An 18,071-nucleotide genomic window follows, 5' to 3' on the forward strand; every position below is an offset into this window, starting at 1 on the left:
TTCAGGGGGCCGTATTGTAGTCGATAACGGTCTGCGGATTCTGCTCTCCGTCATATGATGCATCGATGTCATATTGGACGAGCGAGAAGTCGCCGTTGCGGAAGAGATAGGTTCCCGATGAGGAGGCATCCGCGACGCCGCGCCATTTGTTGAAGGTGCTGATGGTTTGGGTTTTCTCGTCATAGTCGGAGTTGGTCGCCCAGCCGCTCGTCCGGAAGCCGATGATGTGGATACCCTCGACCTTGCCTTCGCTATTGTTGTTCTCATAGCGGATATCGAGTTCCGGCTCGGTGAACTGCAACTGCCGCACACCGTCGACGTCGTTATAGATGTAATAAACCGCGGTTTCGTTGTAGGCGGCCATCGAACAGAAGAAACGGAACAGCCGCGTCTCGCGCTCCGGGTCGTTGGGCTGAGCGTCCTTGTCCTTGTAGTGGATGGAATGGGCGGCCGGCTCGCCGATCGGCTTGCCGTCCGGATCCTGCTTGCCGCACTGGTCGCCATAGGTGGCGAGAAAGGCCTTCCTGGCCTGCTCCAGAGGCTCGTCCTTCTTCGGTGGCGGCGGGCCGTCGCCGCAGCTTGCCGGCATGGCGCTGTCGAAATCCTCGGTCGATGGCTTCAGCGCGCCCTTGTCGATGGAGATCGGCTGAAAGGGCGGCTCCTGGATCTGCGCATTGACCTGGCGGACCGTGTAGCAGCCGGCGAAAACCTTGGCCTCGCCCTTCTTGTCAGTGGCCTGGATGGCGACAGGGACACTGTAATAAATGCTGCCAGCAGCACCCTCGTCCGATACGGCGCCGGTCTTGACTTCAACGCTATCGGTGCCGTCGTAACCCTTGACGAAAGCGCTGAAATCTTTTGCCGGCTTTGTATCTCCGAAATAGCCCCAGGCGCGGGCGAATTCGTGGCGGTTGATGGCGCTGTAAAGCGAGTGGACGACCGCATCGGCGCTGGACCTGTCATCGATATAGGGCGCGTCGTCGGCTGCGCGTGCCGACTGACCGATACCGGTAAGGGAGAACAAGGCAGCCGCAGCGAGAAGGACACGTCTCATCGGGAAATCTCCGCTCGATAACGAAAATACTACCACGGCGATTGCGGCGACGCGGTGACGCCGGGGCATGACCGCTTGAAGAATCGTGGACGGAGGCGCTAGGTCGGCCCGCGGCGCTGGGGCCGCCTGGGAGATTACCCGTGACCATTTCCATGTACGACATATCCGTGGGCGTCTTTTCCGCCCGGCTGAAGGCACTGGCCAGCGTCTTGACGGCGGCGGAGCAGAATGCCGGCGAGCGCAAGATCGACCCGCAGGTGTTCCTTACGGCGCGGCTGTCGCCCGACATGTTTGCGTTGACGAGACAGGTCCAGATCGCCACCGACCATGCCAAGGGCGCGCCGTCGCGGCTCGCCGGTCGCGAGGTGCCGAAATACGAGGACAATGAAGCGAGTTTTGCCGAACTACAGGCCCGAATCGCCAAGACGCTCGATCATCTGACATCGTTTGCGGCGGCCGATCTGGAGGGATCGGAGGACAGGACGGTCGAAGTGAGGCTCGGTGGACGCGAAACCACGCTGCCCGGCCTGCAATACCTGCTGCACGTGGCGATGCCGAACTTCTATTTCCACGTCACCACCGCCTACGATATCCTGCGCCACAACGGCGTGCCGATCGGCAAGCAGACGTTTTTGGGAAATCGTTGACGGTGCAATGATTTAAGGGTTTCCCGGCGCAACCGGGAAACCTCTTTGTCGGCCGAATTGGTTTACTGCATGCCGTTGTCGCGAAACCGCGGCACGCTTTCGGGCGACATGCATTAACGCGGCCTCAGCGGATCGACATCTCGCGTGCGATGCGCGGAAAATCCGCCGGCTTGATGCCGATATCGGCGCGGTCCGTGTTGCTCATCGCATTCAGAAGCGCGAGCGCCGCGCGGTAACGCTGGTGTTCCTGCGGCCGCGGCCGAGCGAACATTTCAGTGAAGAACCCCATGACTCAGTTGCCCCGTTGGTCCTCCCGACATCACGATATAGCTGATTTGTTAAAATTGTGCAGTGCAGCAATTGCATGGCTGCCATGCCCCACGAATTTTTTTCCGCCACAATCGATTTTTCGTGAAACTTTCCGGCAGGCTAGACCGTAGGCACCGGTGCCGGCACATGGCCGGCTTTTTCCTCGCCACTCCTGGCGACCTTGCCGGACTGTATGAAGATACAGCCCGGCTTTTTATTGCTGAGCAGATCAAAGCCCGAAATGGTTAATGTCGCGGGCATTCATTTTTAACGAGACCGCCCTATGGTCGATCGCACCAACGCATGCCGTCACGACAGGGAGGTTGAGATCGGCACCGGGAACAAGCTCGATTTCGCTTCGTTGCTCGACGACTTGATCGTCGCCTCGGAGAAAGGCGAGGAAGCGGGCGTCCGGCCATCCATCCCGTTCGACTATCTGTCGGTGGCCGATGAGCTGCATTCAGGCCGCATCAAGGTCGCGGGCGAGAGTGTCGCCGCCGAATATCGCGAGTCCGGCGCCGACCTCGCGGCGGAGTTCGCAGCACTTCTCGACCAGGCAAAACTGGCGCTTGCCGGCGAAGAGCGCCGGCCGGAGGAAAAGCTGCCGCCGATCGATCCCGAAGCGATTGCCGGCGAGCTCGGCCTCGACCGTCCGGCCAAGAATACCGATTTCGGCCGTATCCGCCGCAACTTCGCCTTCGCCAACCACCCGGACAGGGTCGCGCCGCATCTGCGCCAGCGCGCCATGATCCGCATGCAAGTGGCCAACATGCTGATCGACGAGGCCAAGCGGAGAGCCTTGGCCGGGGCGCGTCGCTAGCCGCGCAATTCACGCAAAGTCGAAGACAGCGGGCTTGGAGAAACTCCGGCCTGTGCTTTATGCTTGAACTTCCTCTCCGCGCAGCCCGCGCAAAAACCTCCCGTCGGAGACAATCCATGCACAAACGCCGCCTCGGTCGGACCGATCTCGTTGTTTCGCAAATCTGTCTCGGTTCGATGACCTGGGGTCAGCAGAACACCGAAGCCGAAGGCCATGCGCAGATGAATCTGGCGTTTTCGCGCGGGGTGAATTTCATCGACACGGCCGAGCTTTACCCGATCCCGCCCAAGGCGGAGACGCAAGGGCGAACCGAGAAGATCATCGGCAGCTGGATGAAGGCCAACGGCAACCGCGACAAGGTCATCCTTGCCTCGAAAGTGGTTGGCCGCTCGTCCAACACATGGTTCCGCGGCGGTCGTCCGTCGAAGCTGGTGCGCGCCGACATTTTCGACGCGGTCGAGAAATCGCTGGCGAAGCTCGGCACCGACTATATCGATCTCTACCAGATCCACTGGCCGGACCGGGACATTCCTTGGGGCTCGAACCCGACGCGCGTCGGAGCGGTGGCGCGCCGGGCTGACGCCGCAGCTGCGCCCGCCGGCGAAACGCCGGTTGCCGAAACGCTCGCCGTCTTCGAGGAACTGGTGAAAGCGGGAAAAATCCGCCATCTCGGGCTCTCGAACGAAAGCTCCTGGGGCGTCATGCGGTTTCTATTCGAGGCCGAGAAGGGCGCCGGTCCGCGCGTTGCCTCGCTGCAGAATGCCTACAACCTCGTCAACCGCACTTTCGAGGTGAATCTCGCCGAGGTCTGCGAACGCGAAGAGATCGCGTTTCTTCCCTATTCGCCGTTGGCGCAAGGCTATCTCACTGGCAAATACGATCATGGCGCGCGGCCGCAGGGTTCGCGCTCGCAGCTCTTCAACCGCGGCCAGCGCTACGAGACGCCGAATGCGGCTGAGGTGCAGCTCGAATACAACGAGCTGGCGCGTTGCTTCGGCATGGAGCCGGCGCTTTTCGCCAACGCCTATGTGGCAAGCCGGCCGTTCGTGACGGCGAACATCGTGGGTGCGACCACCGTCGCGCAGCTCGACACGGCGCTGTCCTCGGCTGAGGTCCGTTGGACGGAGGAGATGCAGAAAGCGGTCGACGCCATCCATCAGCGTGTCGGCAATCCTTGTCCGTGACCGGAATCGTTGAAGAAAACAAGGAAATGGAGAGGATGGCAGATTTTCCGATCGAGACGGTGCGCGGCAAATTTCCAGCACTTTCGCTGACCGATCACGGGCGCCGGCGCATCTATCTAGACAATCCCGCCGGCACGCAGGTGCCGCAGGCGGTGGCGGACGCGGTGTCGCGCTGCCTGCTCAGCACGAATGCCAATCTGGGCGGCTTCTTCGAGACGACAGTGGCGGCGCAGCAGGTGGTCGACGACGCGCATGCCGCGATGGCCGATTTCCTCAACGCCGCGAGCGTCGAGGAAATCGTCATCGGCGCCAATATGACGACGCTGACCTACCACATGTCGCGCACGCTCGGCCGGACGATGAAGCCAGGCGACGAAATCATCGTCACGCGCATGGACCATGAAGGCAATGTCTCGCCCTGGCTGCAGCTTGCCGAGGATCTCGGCCTCGTCGTGCGCTTCCTGCCCTTCGATGAGCAGAGCTGGCAAGTGGAGGAGGCGGCCCTGAAGGCGCTGCTTTCGGAAAAGACGCCCCTCGTCGCGCTGAACTATGCCTCGAACCTCACCGGCTCGATCAACCGCGTGCAGGCGCTGACGGCGATCGCCAGGCAGGCCGGCGCGCTGGTCTATGTCGATGCCGTGCAATTCGCGCCGCACGGACTGATCGACGTGCAGGCGCTCGGCTGCGATTTCCTGATCTGCTCGGCCTACAAATTCTTCGGTCCGCATATGGGCATATTGTGGGGGCGCCGCGACTTGATCGAAGGGCTCAAGCCCTACAAATGCCGCTGCTCGTCGAACGGCCTGCCGGAGCGGTTCGAACTCGGCACGCCGCAGATCGAGCTGATGGCCGGGCTGACGGCCGCTATCGACTATTTCGCCGATCTCGGCGCCGCCGCTGGTGAGGCCGGATCGCGGCGGCAGCGGGTCGCCAAGGCCTTCGAGGTGTCCATCGCTTATGAGAACGCACTCGCCGCACAGTTGATCGAGGGGCTGTCCGATATCGAAGGCCTGATCATCCGCGGCATCACCGACCCGGAGCGCCTCGCCGAGCGCGTGCCGACGGTTTCCTTCACCGTCGAAGGCATCGCGCCTGAGACCATCGTGCGGCAGATGAATGCCGAAAACATCTTCCTATGGTCGGGACACAATTATGCATGGGAGATCGTCCACCAGCTCGGCATACCGGCCGAGCAAGGTGTCGTGCGTATAGGCATTGCGCATTACAACACGGCGAAAGAGATCGAGGAGACGCTGGAAAGCGTGCACCGGGTGATCGCAATGCTGAGGCAGCAGCGCGCCTGAGGGCTGGCTATCGCCGCTTGCCGCCGAAACCGGTCAGGAAAGCGGTAAGGTTGTCGCCGAGCGCATCGCAGAGATAGCCGCCTTCCTGGACGATGACCGTCGGCAGGCCGAGCCCGGCAATCGCCTCGCCGATACGCGAGAACCCCGGCGTCGTAACAGACAGGCCACCGAACGGATCGCCCTCGAAAGCGTCGAGCCCGAGCGCCACGACCAGCGCTTCCGGCGCGAAGGCGCGGATGCGCTGGGAGGCTGTCGCCAGCGCTTCGAGGAATGCCGCGTCGCCGGATTTGCGCGGCAGCGGCAGGTTGAGATTGTAGCCGAGGCCGAGGCCTTCGCCGCGCTCGTCGGCATGGCCCCAGAAGAACGGATAGAAGCGCACCGGATCGGCGTGTAGCGAGACGGTCAGCACGTTGGGACGGGCGTAGAAGATCCCTTGCGTGCCGTTGCCGTGGTGCAGGTCGACATCGAGGATGGCGACGCGGGCGGCATTCTTTCGCAGCAGCTGCGCCGCGACCGCCGAATTGTTGATGAAGCAGAAGCCGCCGGCGACATCGGCGAAGGCATGATGACCCGGCGGGCGGCAAAGCGCGTAGGCCGAAGGCGCACCGGCCATCACCGCCTCAGTGGCTTCCACCGCGCTCCAGGCGCTCCATAACGCACTGTTCCAGGTCTCGGCCGAAATCGGGCAGGCGGTGTCGGCCATGTGGTAGCCGGCCTGGCCGACAGCCGAGGCCGGATAGGAGCCGTTGCGGGCGATCGGATGGATGTTCGGGATGACCTCTGCTGAAGCGCCTTCGATGCGCTGCCAGCGTTCGAAGATGCGCTCGAGGAAGTCGAGATACTCCGGTGTGTGCACGGCGGCGATCGGGCCAAGGCCGTGATTCCTGGGCCGTTCGATCGTCAAACCGGCAGATATTGCGCCGGCTAACAATCTTTCGATTCGCTCCGGCTTCTCCGGGTTGGGCTGCGGCGCGCCGCTGGACAGGAATGCCTTCGGATCGTGTCGTTTCTGCTCCTCGGCATAGAAGGCTTTCATCGTCATTCCTCCGGCGTGTCGGCAAAAGCGAAGAAGGCGTCACCGACGATCTTCTGCACCTGCTCGTAACTCGACCAGCCGATGCCTAGTCTCTCATAGAAGGCCTTGGCGGTCTCGTTGTCGGTGTCGACGGAGAGCCTGAGATAGACACCGCCCGCCGCGCGGCACTCCTTGGCCACGCGCCGTAGCAGTTTTTCACCGATACGGCGGCCGCGAAAACGGTCCTCGACATAGAGGTCCTGCACAAAGACCCCTGGCCGGCCCATCCAGGTCGAGAAGATCGGGAAATGCAGGCAGAGGCCTGCGAATTCGCTGTCGACCTCGGCGATCAGGGCCGAGAAGGCGGGATTGGCGCCGAAGCCGTAGCGGCGCAGGTCGTCGGGCGTCGAGGTGATTTCCTGATGCGCGCCGATATGGGTGCCGAGGCGCAGCAGGGCGGCGTGGATGGTTTCGACGTCGTCGATGCGGCCGGGGCGCAATGTCACTTGCCGTGGGGGGATGACGGCTTTTGTCATTGAGAGCGCAGCGCCAAGGCCCCCCCCTCTGGCCTGCCGGCCATCTCCCCCTCAAGGGGGGAGATCAGCAGTTTCAGTGCCGTCGCCCATCCTGCAACGTCGCAGATTGGCGAAAGCCCGGGTGACAGCCAATCTCCCCCCTTGAGGGGGAGATGTCCGGCAGGACAGAGGGGGGCGAGACTGGACGCTTCCATCTCAATTCTTACGCCAACCGGTCGGGTAGGTGATGATGACTTTCGTAGACACCATCGTTCCCCCTCACCCTTCCACCGGCAGGTCGAGTTCCTTCGCCAGCGCTTCCAGCGAGTCGCCGATGATGGCGATGATCTCGCCGATCTGCTCAGCTGTGATGATCATCGGTGGCGCCACCATGAAATTGTCGCCGTCGACGCCGCCCTTGACCTTGCGGCCATAGATGATCAGGCCGCGCGCATAAGCGTGATCGAGCAGGCGCTGCGTCGCCTTGCGGGCTGGGTCGATCGGTTTCAGGGTCTCCGGATCGGCGACCATTTCGGCGCCGGTAAGCAGGCCCTTGCCGCGCACGTCGGCGATGAAGGGGAAGCGTTTTTGCAGCGCCTTCAACTCTGCGATCAGCACGTCCCCCATCGCGGCTGCATTGGCGATGAGATCGAGCCGGTCCATTTCACCAAGGACGGCAAGGCCGGCGGCGCATGCCAGCGGATTGCCGGCATAGGTGTGGCCATGCTGGAAACCGCCTGAGGCGAGCAGCGGCTCGACCAGGCGCATCGGTGCGGCAAGAGCGCCGAGCGGCGCGTAGCCCGAGCCCAGGCCCTTCGACAGCGCGACGATGTCCGGCCTGCAATTCCAGTGGTCGCCGCCGAGGAATCTGCCGGTGCGGCCGGCGCCGCACATCACCTCGTCATGGATCAGAAGGATACCGAAGCGGTCGCAGATCTCGCGGATGCGCGGATAGTAGCTGTCTGGCGCGACGAGGGCCGCGGTCGCTGCACCGCCGATCGGCTCCATGATGAAGGCTAAAACGCTTTCCTGCCCTTCGGCGAGAATCTTCTCCTCCAGCATGTCGGCATAGCGGATGCCGCGCTGTTCCATCGAAAGATTGTCGCGGTCGCGCCAGGCGGTGGGTGCCGGCACCGTCGGCATCACCCGCATCATCGGCGTGAAGGTCTCGGCCAGCGCGTCATCGCCGGTGACGGATAGCGAACCCAGCGTGCCGCCATGATAGGAGGGGAAGCGGGTGATCACCTTCCAGCGTTTCGGCTGGCCGGCGGCGACCGCCCATTGGCGGGCGAGCTTGATGCAGGATTCCGTCGCTTCCGAGCCACCGGAAACGAAGAAGATGCGGTCCATGCCTTCGGGAAGTTTTCCGGCCAGTTCCCGCGCCAGTTCCTCGGCGGGCTCGTTCTCGAAATGCAGCCGGTAGGCAAAAGTGGTCTTGTCCATCTGCCGCTTCATGGCGTCGAGCACGTTGCGGTTGGAATGGCCGATATTGGCGACCATCGGCCCGCTCGACCCGTCGATGAAACGGCGGCCGTCCTTGGTCCAGAAATAGATGCCCTCGGCGCGGTCGACGAGCGGCCGGCGCAGGCTGGAGAGGTAGAACAGATGCGATGGCGGCCGCGCTTCGGCGTCGGATGAGGGCTCGGCTTGCGATTTCGGCATGTCAGGACTTTCCGAGATAACGATCGAGAACATTTTTCGTCACGCGTTCGACCATCGCGTCCTGCCTTAGCAGGCCGGCGACCCATTCGCAGCTTCCGGCATGGAAGACTTCGCCCTTGCCGCGCGGGAAATTGACGATCATGCCGTTGCCGCGCTTGACCTTGTCGAGATTGGCGTCGCTGGCCTCGCCGAACAAAGTCTCGGCGGTGAAGCGGCCATCCTCGTCGGTGAGGAACTGGTCCTCGATCGGGATATCGGCGCTTTCCTCGACCTGGCTTGCCATGCCGACGGCCAGCACCTGCAAGCCGTCCGGCGCGCCGCTCTGCGCGGTGGGGTAGGGCAGGCCGCCGCGGATCTCGAAATCCAGCCCGTCCACCTCATAGCCATAGACATGGCTGTCGGCACCGAGCAGGTCGCCATAATAGATGCCGGTGCCGGCAAAAGCCCAGTGCTCAGGCCGGTAGACCGGAAAGCCGCGCACGCCGCGCGGCGCGCAGCCGCCCCAGCCGGCATAGACGCCCTGGGTGGCATTGAGGCCGAAGGTGGCGCTGCCCGGGCGGCCGATCTCGGGTGCCTCCCAGGAGTTGGTGGCGCGCCTGACGTCGCCGCCGCGATAGGCGGGATCCTCGGCGCGCGCCTTGTATTTGTAGCAGACCTGCCGGCGGCCCTGGTCCTCCAGCCTGGTCTGCCACATGAAATTGCCGGCGAAGCGCGCCGCATGGCCGCCACGGGTCACATAGGTGTCGACCGCGTCGCGCATCTCCCAGGTCCAGTATTCATCGTGGCCGACGAAAACGACACAGTCATAGCCGTCGAGAATCTCGGGCGAGAAATGCAATTCGGTCTGGCTGGCGAGATCGACCGCGTAGCCGGCGCGCTCGGCGAAGCGGAAGAAATGGCTGTCATAGCTCGCCCAGCCGGAAGAGGCATATTTCTTCGAATGTCCGGTGGCGAAAGCCCATTCCATATGCGGATAGCGCGGTACGGTCTTCGGCGGCACGGCGACTTCCAGCGGCACGCGCGGCGCGTCCTCAGGGAGCACAACGAAGCCGCGGCACCAGGGACGCTGCGTCGATACCATCGTCGCATACTGATCGCGCTTCGGACCGGTGATGCCCTGGTAGTGGTTGGAGCCACCCCAGGTGTTGTAGGCGAGCCATGTTCCGGTCGCGGCGACCTGCAGCAAGCGGCCGGGCTTGCGGCCGGGCAGGGGCGCGACGATGAAGAGATGGTGGCTGTGGATCGGCATGCCGTCGCGGCCGTCGGCCGAAAGCGTGATGCGATAAGCGCCGGATGGCCAGTCGTCGCCGATACGGAACTCGAACGACGCTTCCCAGCCGCAGCCTTCAACCGAGCATTGGTCGGGCGTATCCTGCCAGCGCGCCGATAAGCCGGTCTTTTCGAAGACCTGGGTTTCGGTGGCTCCGTCCCGGATAATGGCGATGCTGAATTGAGGCGCCGTCGAGCTCACATGCAGCGTCACCGTTTCGCGCGGGCGGTAGGAAAAACGGTCGCTGTAGCACCAGATCTCGCCGCTCGAGCCATCCATTCCGGGCCATTCGTAATAATGGCCGCGCACCGCTTCGCGGCGCTGTTCGGGCGTCAGCCCGAAATCGGGGAATTCGGTGGGCAGTTGCGTCAAGGAACACCTGAGATCACGAGCCCGTCATTGAGACCATTGGCCGGCCGAGCGTCAAATGGAAAGCATCGGGCCAGCGCGCACTTGCGCTTGGCGATATCCGGCAAACGGATTATTCAGCTTCAGGCGACGCTTCAACGCCGGGAGCCGACATGCTGCGGGTACAAAAGGTCAAGGTCGACGACATCTACGTGCCGACGGCGCGGCGCAAGACGCTGCATCCCGAAACCGTGCGGCATCTCGCCGAGGACATCCTCGAGAACGGCATGAAGACGCCGATCCAGGTGCGGCACGACGGCAAGCGCCACATCCTGGTCGAAGGACTGCATAGGCTCGAAGCCGCCAAATGGCTCGGCGAGACCGAGATCGACGCCTATCTCGTGCAGGCCAAGCGCCATTGATCTCCGCCTGGGCTGCGCTTCATCACCGCTACCGATCGCATCCCATCAATGCTTTTTGATTGACGCCGCGATGTCGGGCGCTACTACCGTGCTGCGTTCCCATAAGCAGGTGCAGGCGATGACGAAATATCAAGGCGGATGCCTGTGCGGCGCGGTGCGTTACAGGAGCGAGGCCGAGCCGATCAACGAACGCGTCTGCCATTGCCGGCTCTGCCAGAGAGCAATCGGCGCCGCTTTCAATGCCCGCCTTTTGTTCCGCGTCGACGATGTGACCATTGACGGGCCAGTGGCGACAGTCAATTCCACCCCCGACCTCAAGCGCGGCTTTTGTCCGGTCTGCGGCACGACGATGTTCTCACGGCGCGACTCCAGGGGCATTCTCGGCGTCACGTCCGGCTCGCTCGACGATCCGTCGCTGTTCAAGCCCGACATGCATTTCTGGACGGCCTCGAAACAGCCCTGGGTGATGCTCGACGATGGCCTGCCGCAATATGAAGGCGCGCCGCCAGCCTAGCGTTTTCCCTTCTCCCCTTGTGGGAGAAGGTGGCCGAGCGCAGCTCGGTCGGATGAGGGGTGTTCCAGGGAATGCCAGCGTCTCACTCGGCTTGGAACACCCCTCAACCGTCTCGGCGCCGCGCGCCGATCCACCTTCTCCCACAAGGGGAGAAGGAAAAGGGCCTGCACAAAAATTTCATCTTTGATTCACGAGATAGCCGGCAAAGCGTCATTGGCGGGCCATCATTGGCTGCCTATCTATGCGCCATGCGGAAAGGCATCGAGGAGGCGACGGATGAGCGAGAGCATCAACACCCTGGACGAGCTTTTGAACGACCCGATGATCCAGCTCGTGATGGCGCGCGACCGCGTGCGCCCGGCCGAGCTTCGCCTGCTTCTGGAAAAAGCTCGCAACAGGGCTGGCGAGGATTCTCGCATCGACCAGGCTTCGGTGCCACCCGCGCATGTGGTGGCAACAAGCTGCCTTAAGCAGTGGCTGTACCGCTGAGGCAGCTCCAGGAAAAATGGTCAGCTCGAATGCGCGGGCAGATAGCTGTAGTGGCTGCGTGAATAGGCGAGCTTGAAACCGAGCCGCGCATAGTTGCGATAGGCCGGCCCGTCGCGGTCGGGGCGTGGTGCCTCGATATCGGCGACAAACAGTTTCGCGCCGGCGGCGATGCCGTCGCGAACCACCCGTTCCCCAAGCATGGCGTCAAGGTCGAAGCTCGGCGCCATGATTCCAGGCACCGGCGCGTCGATGCCGCTCCAGGCCGCGCCGTCCGAGATGAAGAGCGAGCGCACCGCGACGACCGCGCCCCTGCGTCTCAGCATGTAGTGATGCCAGCCCTTGCGGCCGACGAGCGCCACGAGCCAGGGCGAGGCGGAGAGCCTGTATTTGGCATCGATGAAAGAAGCCCAGTCCGAAGCTGTCTTCGGCGTGACCTCCTCGACCACCAGATCGTCAACCGGGATAAGCGGGTCGCCCGGGAAGAGCGGTTCGGCGGCCAGCGGCGTCGCGTCGCGATAGATGCGCTCCCAGCCGCCCTGGTGCTGCAGGCCGCGCGCTTCCAGCCAGCATCTCAGCCGCGTCGGCTCGGTGTGCGGATTGGTATAGAACCACGGCCGCATGATGCCGGCATTGCGATAATGCGCGAGCAGCGCGTCGAGTTGAGCCTCCGAGACCGGGCTGTCGACGCCGATATTCTTCACGCAGTTGAAATGAATGAACGGGATCGTCGTGCAGGTGGTCCAGACAAGGTCGCCGTCCCTGGCGATCGACAGCCCCTGCCGCGCCGCGAAATCCGCGGGCGCGGCTTCGTAAAGGTCGAGCCAGGCAGCGACTTCGGCGCGCTCGATGGCGCGGCTGATATCGCGTGATACCTCCTCGATGGCGATTTCCGGAACATGCGTTTCTGGCGGCACGACTGGCTGCAGTTCCGAGAGGGCGGCGGTCGACATGGTGAAGCTCCTCCGATTTGCCTTACAGTGTAAGATTAGTGGAGAATAATATGACGATGCCCGTTGTCAAGCAGGATTAGCGGCACCTTACAAATCCGTGAGTTGGATTCACGCTATCGTGAGGCTAAGCCTGTCCTCGAGGGGCTTTTCGAATGACGATTCACTTTTCGCTAGGGAAAGGACTGGGATGACCGACGTCTGCACGCAGGGACTGGATACGGGCTTTGTCGGCCTGGGTTACGTCAAGGTGGCATTTCTAGGCATCGTGCAGGGCATCACCGAATTGCTGCCGATCTCGTCCACCGCGCATATGCGTATCGTGCCGGCCGTGCTCGGCTGGCAGGACCCGGGTTCGGCTTTCTCCGCGGCCATGCAGTTGGCGGCGCTGGCGGCGGTGGTCAGCTATTTCTGGAGCGATGTCAGGGACGTGACCGTGGGATCGCTGTCGGCGCTCGCCCGGCGCGATTTCAACGACCGCTACTTCCGCCTAGCGATGAGCATCGTGCTTGCAACCGTTCCGATCGTGATTGCCGGGCTTGCGCTTTCGGGCATTCTCAACGCCTGCAATTCACCTTTGCGCGGCTTGGCCGTCATCGGCTGGGCCTGCATCGTGATGGCAATCCTTTTGGCGCTCGCCGAAATCTTCGCCAGCCACAAGCTCATGCTGCGCCAGGCATCGATCCTCGACGCACTGCTGGTCGGCATCGCCCAGGTCGGCGCGCTTGTTCCCGGCGTTTCACGCTCGGGCTCGACGCTGACGGCGGCGATGGGGCTGGGCTTCGCCCGGCCCGAGGCAGCGCGCCTGTCATTCCTGCTCGGCCTGCCGGCCATCGCGCTGGCCGGCCTCAAGGAGCTCTGGGAATTGCACAAGGTGCATCTCGACGCGCATGGCTGGTCGATCCTGGCCGTCGGCCTCATCGTCGCCTCGATCTCGGCCTTCTTTGCCATATGGGGTTTGATGCGGGTGCTCGAACGCTTCTCCGCCTGGCCGTTCGTCATCTATCGCGGCCTGCTCGGCGTGGTGCTGCTGATCAGTGTCGCCGCCGGCTGGCTCACCTGAGAGCAATTCCAGGAACAGTGCGCAGCGGTTTTCCGTCCGCAATAGCGTAAAGACAAAGGCCTCTGGAGACGCGACCGAATCCGCTATATCGACGCTGACCCTCGGGTGCGCTGATGGATCTTGTGACGCTGCTGCAATCTGTGCCTTTGCTGGCCACGCTGGTGAAATCGGCGGTGCCTGCCGCAATTGGCGCCGGCATGGGCCTTGGCCAATGGCTGGCGGCGCTGCCGCCCTGCCGCAACCAGACTTTCGAGAGCGCGACCTATCTGGTCTGCGAGACCGATCCGAAGCATTTTTCCATCGAGCTGTTCTGGAAAAACAAGGATGGCGACCTCTACCGATCGCTGCACAATCTGCGCAGCGCGCAGCAGGCGGCGGGGCGCACCATGCTGTTCGGCATCAATGCCGGCATGTACCATCCGGATCTCGCGCCGGTCGGGCTGTATGTCGAGCGCGGCCAACAGGTCACGCCGGCCAAGACCGGATCGGGAACCGGCAATTTCTCCATGCAGCCCAACGGCATCTTTTATCTCAGCGCCGGCAAGGCCGGCGTTCGCGCGACCAGGGATTACCTAAAACGTCCGCCGCGAGCGGATTACGCCACCCAGTCCGGGCCAATGCTGGTCATCGACGGCAAGCTGCATCCGAAATTCCAGGCCGACGGCACCTCGCGAAAGATCCGCGATGGCGTGGGCGTGCGCGCCGACGGCGTCGCAATCTTCGCGATCTCGGACGATGTCGTGACCTTCCACGAATTCGCGCGGCTGTTCCGCGACCAGCTCGGCTGCCCGAACGCGCTGTTCCTCGACGGCTCGATCTCCAGCCTCTACGCGCCCGGCATCGGCCGCAACGACGATTTCTGGAATCTCGGGCCGATGATCGGCGTGTTCAGGCGATAGAGCCTGGCCAGAATTTGAGCTCGCGAATCGCTCGGCCGCGCCAAAAGTAAATTTTGATTCAAACTTTGTTGGTAATTTCTCATTAGGAATGGGGTTTCCGTCGGCGCTGTTCCTGCCCTCGGTCTGTTTTGTTTTGCGTACAGGTCAAGATGCGGATTTTCAGCGTCGTCACTTTCGTGCTCGCATCGCTTAGCGTTGCCGGCTGCTCGTCCACGTCGGGCGTCGATGCCTTGCAAATGCCGTCCAGCGAGACGACGAGTTCCGTCGTGCGGCCAAGCGCGCCGGTGTCGAAGGGCGTGAGGAGCGCCGAGACGGAAAGAACCGTCGCGACCGCGTCGATGTCGGGCGCTGCGCGCATGAAGCCGCCGGCGCCGCTGCTTGGCGACGAGAACTCGCGCCTTGCCGACGAGAATTCGCGTCTTGACGAAGACAATGCGCGTCCCGACGACGAAAATTCGCGTCCCTTCGGCCTTGCCGAGGAAGAGACGGTGGCATTTCCCGAGACCGATCAGGCAGACAACGTTGAGCCGCCGGTTGAGGCCGCAGCACTGGTCTCGCCGCCGAAGCGGCTGTCGCGCGCGGCACCCGCAATGCTTGCCGGTCCGGTCACCCGCTATGCGTTCCGGGACGCCAAGCCGATCAATTTCGGGCGGTCCTCGCCGCGACATCTGGCCGTGCACGGCGTCGACGTCTCGCGCTGGCAGGGCGACATCAATTGGGGGAAGCTGCGCGCCCAGGGCGCCAACTTCGCGTACATCAAGGCGACCGACGGCGGCGATCACCTCGATCCGATGTTCACGAGGAACTGGCGCAACGCCGACGCCGCCCGGCTGAAGCGCGGCGCCTATCATTTCTTCTACTGGTGCCGCACGGCCGGCGAACAGGCAGACTGGTTCATCCGCAACGTGCCGAAGGTCGACGGCGCGCTCCCGCCGGTCATCGATGTCGAGTGGAACGGCGACTCCTCCTGCCAGCGGCGGCCGTCGCGCGAAAAGGTGCTGGAGAAGATGCAGGTGTTCATGGACAGACTGGAGCGCCATTACGGCCAGCGGCCCATCATCTACACCAGCCCCGACTTTTATCGCGACAACCTGCGCGGCGCCTTCCCGGACTATCCGTTCTGGCTGCGCGCGGTGGCCGCGCATCCGTCAAAGGTCTATCCCGGCCGCAAATGGCTGTTCTGGCAGTATTCCGGTTCCGGCCTTTCGCACGGCGTAAGCGGTCGCATCGACCTCAACGTCTTCCATGGCGACGAACGGCAATGGCGGGCCTGGCTGGGTGGCGGTGGGCAGATGATGGCCGATGCCGAGTAGGGCGCATCCCCTTCGTCATCGCCCATGACGGCTGTGGTCGGATTGATGCCTCACATCACAATCTCATCCATCGGTGCTTGGTGATGTCCGAGGCCGTCGTTCCCGCGGCTATCTAGCGGCAACCGCGCTGAGGCAGCGGAACGATCCGACGCAGAATCCGTTGGAACCGATAGGCCCGGCGTCGCGGCCTCCGGAGTAGCAACGTGGGCGCTGTTTCCACCCCGCCACACGTGCTAGCGGCCAAGCCGTTTAGGGACCGTCGTGAGGCATAGGGCTGGATGAAGAACTCATCCATCAGTGCGGGATCAAAGCGGAAAGGACCGAACATGCCACTCACGCTAACCAGCCCGGCATTCGCCGACGGCGATCGCATCCCGGAACGCTTCTCGCGCGACGGTGAAAATGTCTCTCCGCCTCTGAAATGGTCTGGAATCCCTGACGGGGCCAGAAGCCTGGTTCTCGTTGTCGAGGATCCCGATGCGCCGCGCGGAACGTTCGGACATTGGGCAGTGTTCAATATTTCTCCCGGCGTTCGCCAGCTTGCCGAAGCGGCAGACGGAAAGCCGGGTTCCGAAGCGCTCCAGCAAGGAAAGAATGATTTCGGCAACAGCTCCTATGACGGTCCGGCTCCGCCCGCCGGGCATGGCGTCCATCATTACCATTTCCGGCTGGCGGCTCTCGATGTGCCGAGCCTGGGTGTCCCCGGTAAGGCCGGCGTCAAGGAAATCTGGAAAGAGGCGCAGCGCCACGCGATCGAGGCGACGGAACTGGTGGGCACCTACGAACATGCCGCCTGATGGGCCTGCAATGAACGATCCCGATCCGAACAATCCGGTGCCGGCGCCGGACAACCCCAATCCCGAGCCGTCCCGTCCCCCGGCGCCACCGGAAAACCCGCCCGGAGAACCGCCGGGCGTTCCCCCGCCGTCGCCTGATCCCATTCCGGGACCTGGGAGAGGGCCGCCAGAGATTCCGCCCGAAGTGCCGCCAGAAATCCCGCCGGCGCCGACCTTTCCCAGCCCGACGGCAGGAGAGTTCCGCGTGTAGGAGAGAGCATCACTTCTTTTCCTGGATCATACGAATAACCTCCTCGATGTCGAGCGGCTCGATACCGAGTTCGGGCAGGCCCGGCATCGTGCCTGTCGCCACATTGTCCTGACGCATGAGATCGACCTGGTTGCGCGTAATGATGGGCGCCGGAAGAAACTCCGCCGCTCCGGCCAGGGCGTTCCATGCCGCGAACGGCATGGGCATCAGCACCGGATGAGCGCCGAGCCGCCGCGCGATTTCGCGAACCAGCTCCTCGTAGCGCATGATACGAGGGCCGCCGATTTCAAACATCGGCGCGTCGATGGGATTTTCGACCAACCGGCCGACTGCTTCGGCGACGTCGCCGACATAAACGGGCTGGAGCCTGGTAGCTCCGTTGCCGAACAACGGATAGACCGGCAGCAGCCGGACCAGCCGTATAAGCGTGCTGAGGAAGGCGTCGTCCGGGCCGGTCATGACGGCGGAACGCAGGACCACCGCTCCGGGAAACATGGTCCTGACCATCTCGTCGCCGCGCCCGCGTGCCCCGATGTAGCTCGAATCCGATCGGGAGTCGGCGCCTATTCCCGAGATCTGGACGAAGCGGCCGATGCCTGCCTGCCGCGCGGCGCTCGCCAGATCGGCTGCGGCCGTCACGTGCACTCGTTCGAACGTCAGGCCGCCGCGCTCGACATAGAGACTGACGGCATTCACCACCGCATCCGATCCGGCGATTGCGCGAGCAATCGAGGACCTGTCCAGAATATCCGCCTCGACCCGTTCGGGCGCTTTCGCTCCAGGGGCCAACGCTGCCTTCGCCTGCCGCGCATGACGGGATACCGCCCGCACCTCAAAGCCCTTCTCCAGGAGCCGCTCGACAATCCTGCGGCCCAGGAAGCCAGTCCCGCCGAATACGGCTATCTTCATGGACGCTCCTTACTTGCCCTTCCGCAATGAGCAGTGACAGCAGGTCTACAACTCAGCTGCGGGAAGCGGCTTTCTAGCCGGCCCGTGGATCACCGATCCGTCCGCGGCGAAGATCGAGCCGTGACATGGACAATCCCACGTCCGGACCTAGTCGTTCCAGGTCTCCGTGCAAAAGGAGCACGGCCATGGCATTCTCCTTCCCGCTTCATCCTGAGGGATGGGCTGCTCGGGACGGGATCGATTGCAGCATCTCCCTCGCCACGAAGCTATCTCTGGAACGCGCTCGGAAAGAGTTGGTTTCGTCAGTGGCAGCTACACCGTGCGCCAGGCGTTCGGGGAT

19 protein-coding genes and 1 pseudogene are annotated in these 18,071 nt (G+C 63.3%); 11 read left to right on the forward strand and 9 right to left on the reverse strand.

Features of this window, described 5'->3' with window-relative positions:
* Position 1 precedes the first annotated feature (1 nt).
* Positions 2–1,054, reverse strand: a complete 1,053-nt coding sequence (locus RFM68_RS27390; RefSeq protein ID WP_320236137.1) for a DUF1176 domain-containing protein — start codon at positions 1,052–1,054, stop codon at positions 2–4.
* Positions 1,055–1,194: 140 nt separating this feature from the next.
* Between RFM68_RS27390 and RFM68_RS27395 the strand changes: the two genes are divergently transcribed.
* On the forward strand, positions 1,195–1,701 hold the full coding sequence (locus RFM68_RS27395) for a DUF1993 domain-containing protein (RefSeq protein WP_320236138.1): 507 nt from the start codon (positions 1,195–1,197) through the stop codon (positions 1,699–1,701).
* A 124-nt stretch (positions 1,702–1,825) separates the two neighbouring features.
* On the opposite strand, the gene RFM68_RS27400 is transcribed toward RFM68_RS27395, so the two are convergent.
* Positions 1,826–1,990: a DUF1127 domain-containing protein gene (locus RFM68_RS27400; protein WP_112098519.1), complete on the reverse strand. Its 165-nt coding sequence runs from the start codon at positions 1,988–1,990 to the stop codon at positions 1,826–1,828.
* 303 nt (positions 1,991–2,293) lie between these two features.
* Here RFM68_RS27400 and RFM68_RS27405 point away from each other — a divergent pair, with 303 nt between their 5' ends.
* The 3 genes from RFM68_RS27405 to RFM68_RS27415 all read left to right on the forward strand — a co-directional run bounded on the left by RFM68_RS27405 (position 2,294) and on the right by RFM68_RS27415 (position 5,318).
* A complete protein-coding gene (locus tag RFM68_RS27405) occupies positions 2,294–2,830 on the forward strand; it encodes a hypothetical protein (RefSeq protein ID WP_430694947.1) in 537 nt (178 codons plus the stop codon).
* Positions 2,831–2,946: 116 nt separating this feature from the next.
* Complete coding sequence (locus tag RFM68_RS27410; protein WP_320236139.1) at positions 2,947–4,014, forward strand: aldo/keto reductase; 1,068 nt, start codon at positions 2,947–2,949, stop codon at positions 4,012–4,014.
* A 35-nt stretch (positions 4,015–4,049) separates the two neighbouring features.
* Positions 4,050–5,318: a cysteine desulfurase-like protein gene (locus tag RFM68_RS27415; RefSeq protein ID WP_320236140.1), complete on the forward strand. Its 1,269-nt coding sequence runs from the start codon at positions 4,050–4,052 to the stop codon at positions 5,316–5,318.
* 7 nt (positions 5,319–5,325) lie between these two features.
* On the opposite strand, the gene RFM68_RS27420 is transcribed toward RFM68_RS27415, so the two are convergent.
* The 4 genes from RFM68_RS27420 to RFM68_RS27435 all read right to left on the reverse strand — a co-directional run bounded on the left by RFM68_RS27420 (position 5,326) and on the right by RFM68_RS27435 (position 10,152).
* A complete protein-coding gene (locus tag RFM68_RS27420) occupies positions 5,326–6,354 on the reverse strand; it encodes a histone deacetylase family protein (protein WP_320236141.1) in 1,029 nt (342 codons plus the stop codon).
* 2 nt (positions 6,355–6,356) lie between these two features.
* A complete protein-coding gene (locus RFM68_RS27425; RefSeq protein WP_320236142.1) occupies positions 6,357–6,869 on the reverse strand; it encodes a GNAT family N-acetyltransferase in 513 nt (170 codons plus the stop codon).
* A gap of 258 nt (positions 6,870–7,127) precedes the next feature.
* On the reverse strand, positions 7,128–8,510 hold the full coding sequence (locus RFM68_RS27430) for an aminotransferase family protein (RefSeq protein ID WP_320236143.1): 1,383 nt from the start codon (positions 8,508–8,510) through the stop codon (positions 7,128–7,130).
* Position 8,511: 1 nt separating this feature from the next.
* A complete protein-coding gene (locus RFM68_RS27435; RefSeq protein ID WP_320236144.1) occupies positions 8,512–10,152 on the reverse strand; it encodes a N,N-dimethylformamidase beta subunit family domain-containing protein in 1,641 nt (546 codons plus the stop codon).
* 149 nt (positions 10,153–10,301) lie between these two features.
* On the opposite strand from RFM68_RS27435, the gene RFM68_RS27440 reads away from it, so the two are divergent.
* The 3 genes from RFM68_RS27440 to RFM68_RS27450 all read left to right on the forward strand — a co-directional run bounded on the left by RFM68_RS27440 (position 10,302) and on the right by RFM68_RS27450 (position 11,553).
* Positions 10,302–10,550, forward strand: a complete 249-nt coding sequence (locus tag RFM68_RS27440) for a ParB N-terminal domain-containing protein (protein WP_095490758.1) — start codon at positions 10,302–10,304, stop codon at positions 10,548–10,550.
* 118 nt (positions 10,551–10,668) lie between these two features.
* Positions 10,669–11,064 (forward strand): GFA family protein, encoded by a 396-nt coding sequence (locus tag RFM68_RS27445; protein ID WP_320236145.1) that lies wholly within the window; start codon positions 10,669–10,671, stop codon positions 11,062–11,064.
* 276 nt (positions 11,065–11,340) lie between these two features.
* Complete coding sequence (locus RFM68_RS27450) at positions 11,341–11,553, forward strand: hypothetical protein (RefSeq protein ID WP_320236146.1); 213 nt, start codon at positions 11,341–11,343, stop codon at positions 11,551–11,553.
* A 20-nt stretch (positions 11,554–11,573) separates the two neighbouring features.
* Here RFM68_RS27450 and RFM68_RS27455 read toward each other — a convergent pair whose 3' ends face one another.
* Positions 11,574–12,503, reverse strand: a complete 930-nt coding sequence (locus tag RFM68_RS27455) for a hypothetical protein (protein ID WP_320236147.1) — start codon at positions 12,501–12,503, stop codon at positions 11,574–11,576.
* 187 nt (positions 12,504–12,690) lie between these two features.
* Here RFM68_RS27455 and RFM68_RS27460 point away from each other — a divergent pair, with 187 nt between their 5' ends.
* The 4 genes from RFM68_RS27460 (at position 12,691) to RFM68_RS27480 (ending at position 16,572) form a co-directional block, all read left to right on the forward strand.
* Complete coding sequence (locus RFM68_RS27460) at positions 12,691–13,563, forward strand: undecaprenyl-diphosphate phosphatase (RefSeq protein ID WP_320236148.1); 873 nt, start codon at positions 12,691–12,693, stop codon at positions 13,561–13,563.
* 113 nt (positions 13,564–13,676) lie between these two features.
* The gene (locus tag RFM68_RS27465) at positions 13,677–14,462 is read left to right on the forward strand and encodes a phosphodiester glycosidase family protein (RefSeq protein WP_320236149.1); all 786 of its coding nucleotides are present in this window, start codon (positions 13,677–13,679) and stop codon (positions 14,460–14,462) included.
* Between the two features lie 149 nt (positions 14,463–14,611).
* Entirely contained in the window at positions 14,612–15,775 is a 1,164-nt protein-coding gene (locus RFM68_RS27475) for a glycoside hydrolase family 25 protein (protein WP_430694948.1), read from the forward strand.
* Positions 15,776–16,101: 326 nt separating this feature from the next.
* Positions 16,102–16,572 (forward strand): YbhB/YbcL family Raf kinase inhibitor-like protein, encoded by a 471-nt coding sequence (locus tag RFM68_RS27480; RefSeq protein ID WP_320236152.1) that lies wholly within the window; start codon positions 16,102–16,104, stop codon positions 16,570–16,572.
* Between the two features lie 259 nt (positions 16,573–16,831).
* Here RFM68_RS27480 and RFM68_RS27485 read toward each other — a convergent pair whose 3' ends face one another.
* Positions 16,832–17,731: a complex I NDUFA9 subunit family protein gene (locus RFM68_RS27485; RefSeq protein WP_320236153.1), complete on the reverse strand. Its 900-nt coding sequence runs from the start codon at positions 17,729–17,731 to the stop codon at positions 16,832–16,834.
* Between the two features lie 45 nt (positions 17,732–17,776).
* Positions 17,777–17,902: pseudogene (locus RFM68_RS27490) on the reverse strand (Rieske 2Fe-2S domain-containing protein); the annotation flags it as partial.
* Positions 17,903–18,071: the final 169 nt, after the last annotated feature.

Source organism: Mesorhizobium montanum, from assembly GCF_033977145.1.
GTDB lineage: Bacteria > Pseudomonadota > Alphaproteobacteria > Rhizobiales > Rhizobiaceae > Mesorhizobium > Mesorhizobium montanum.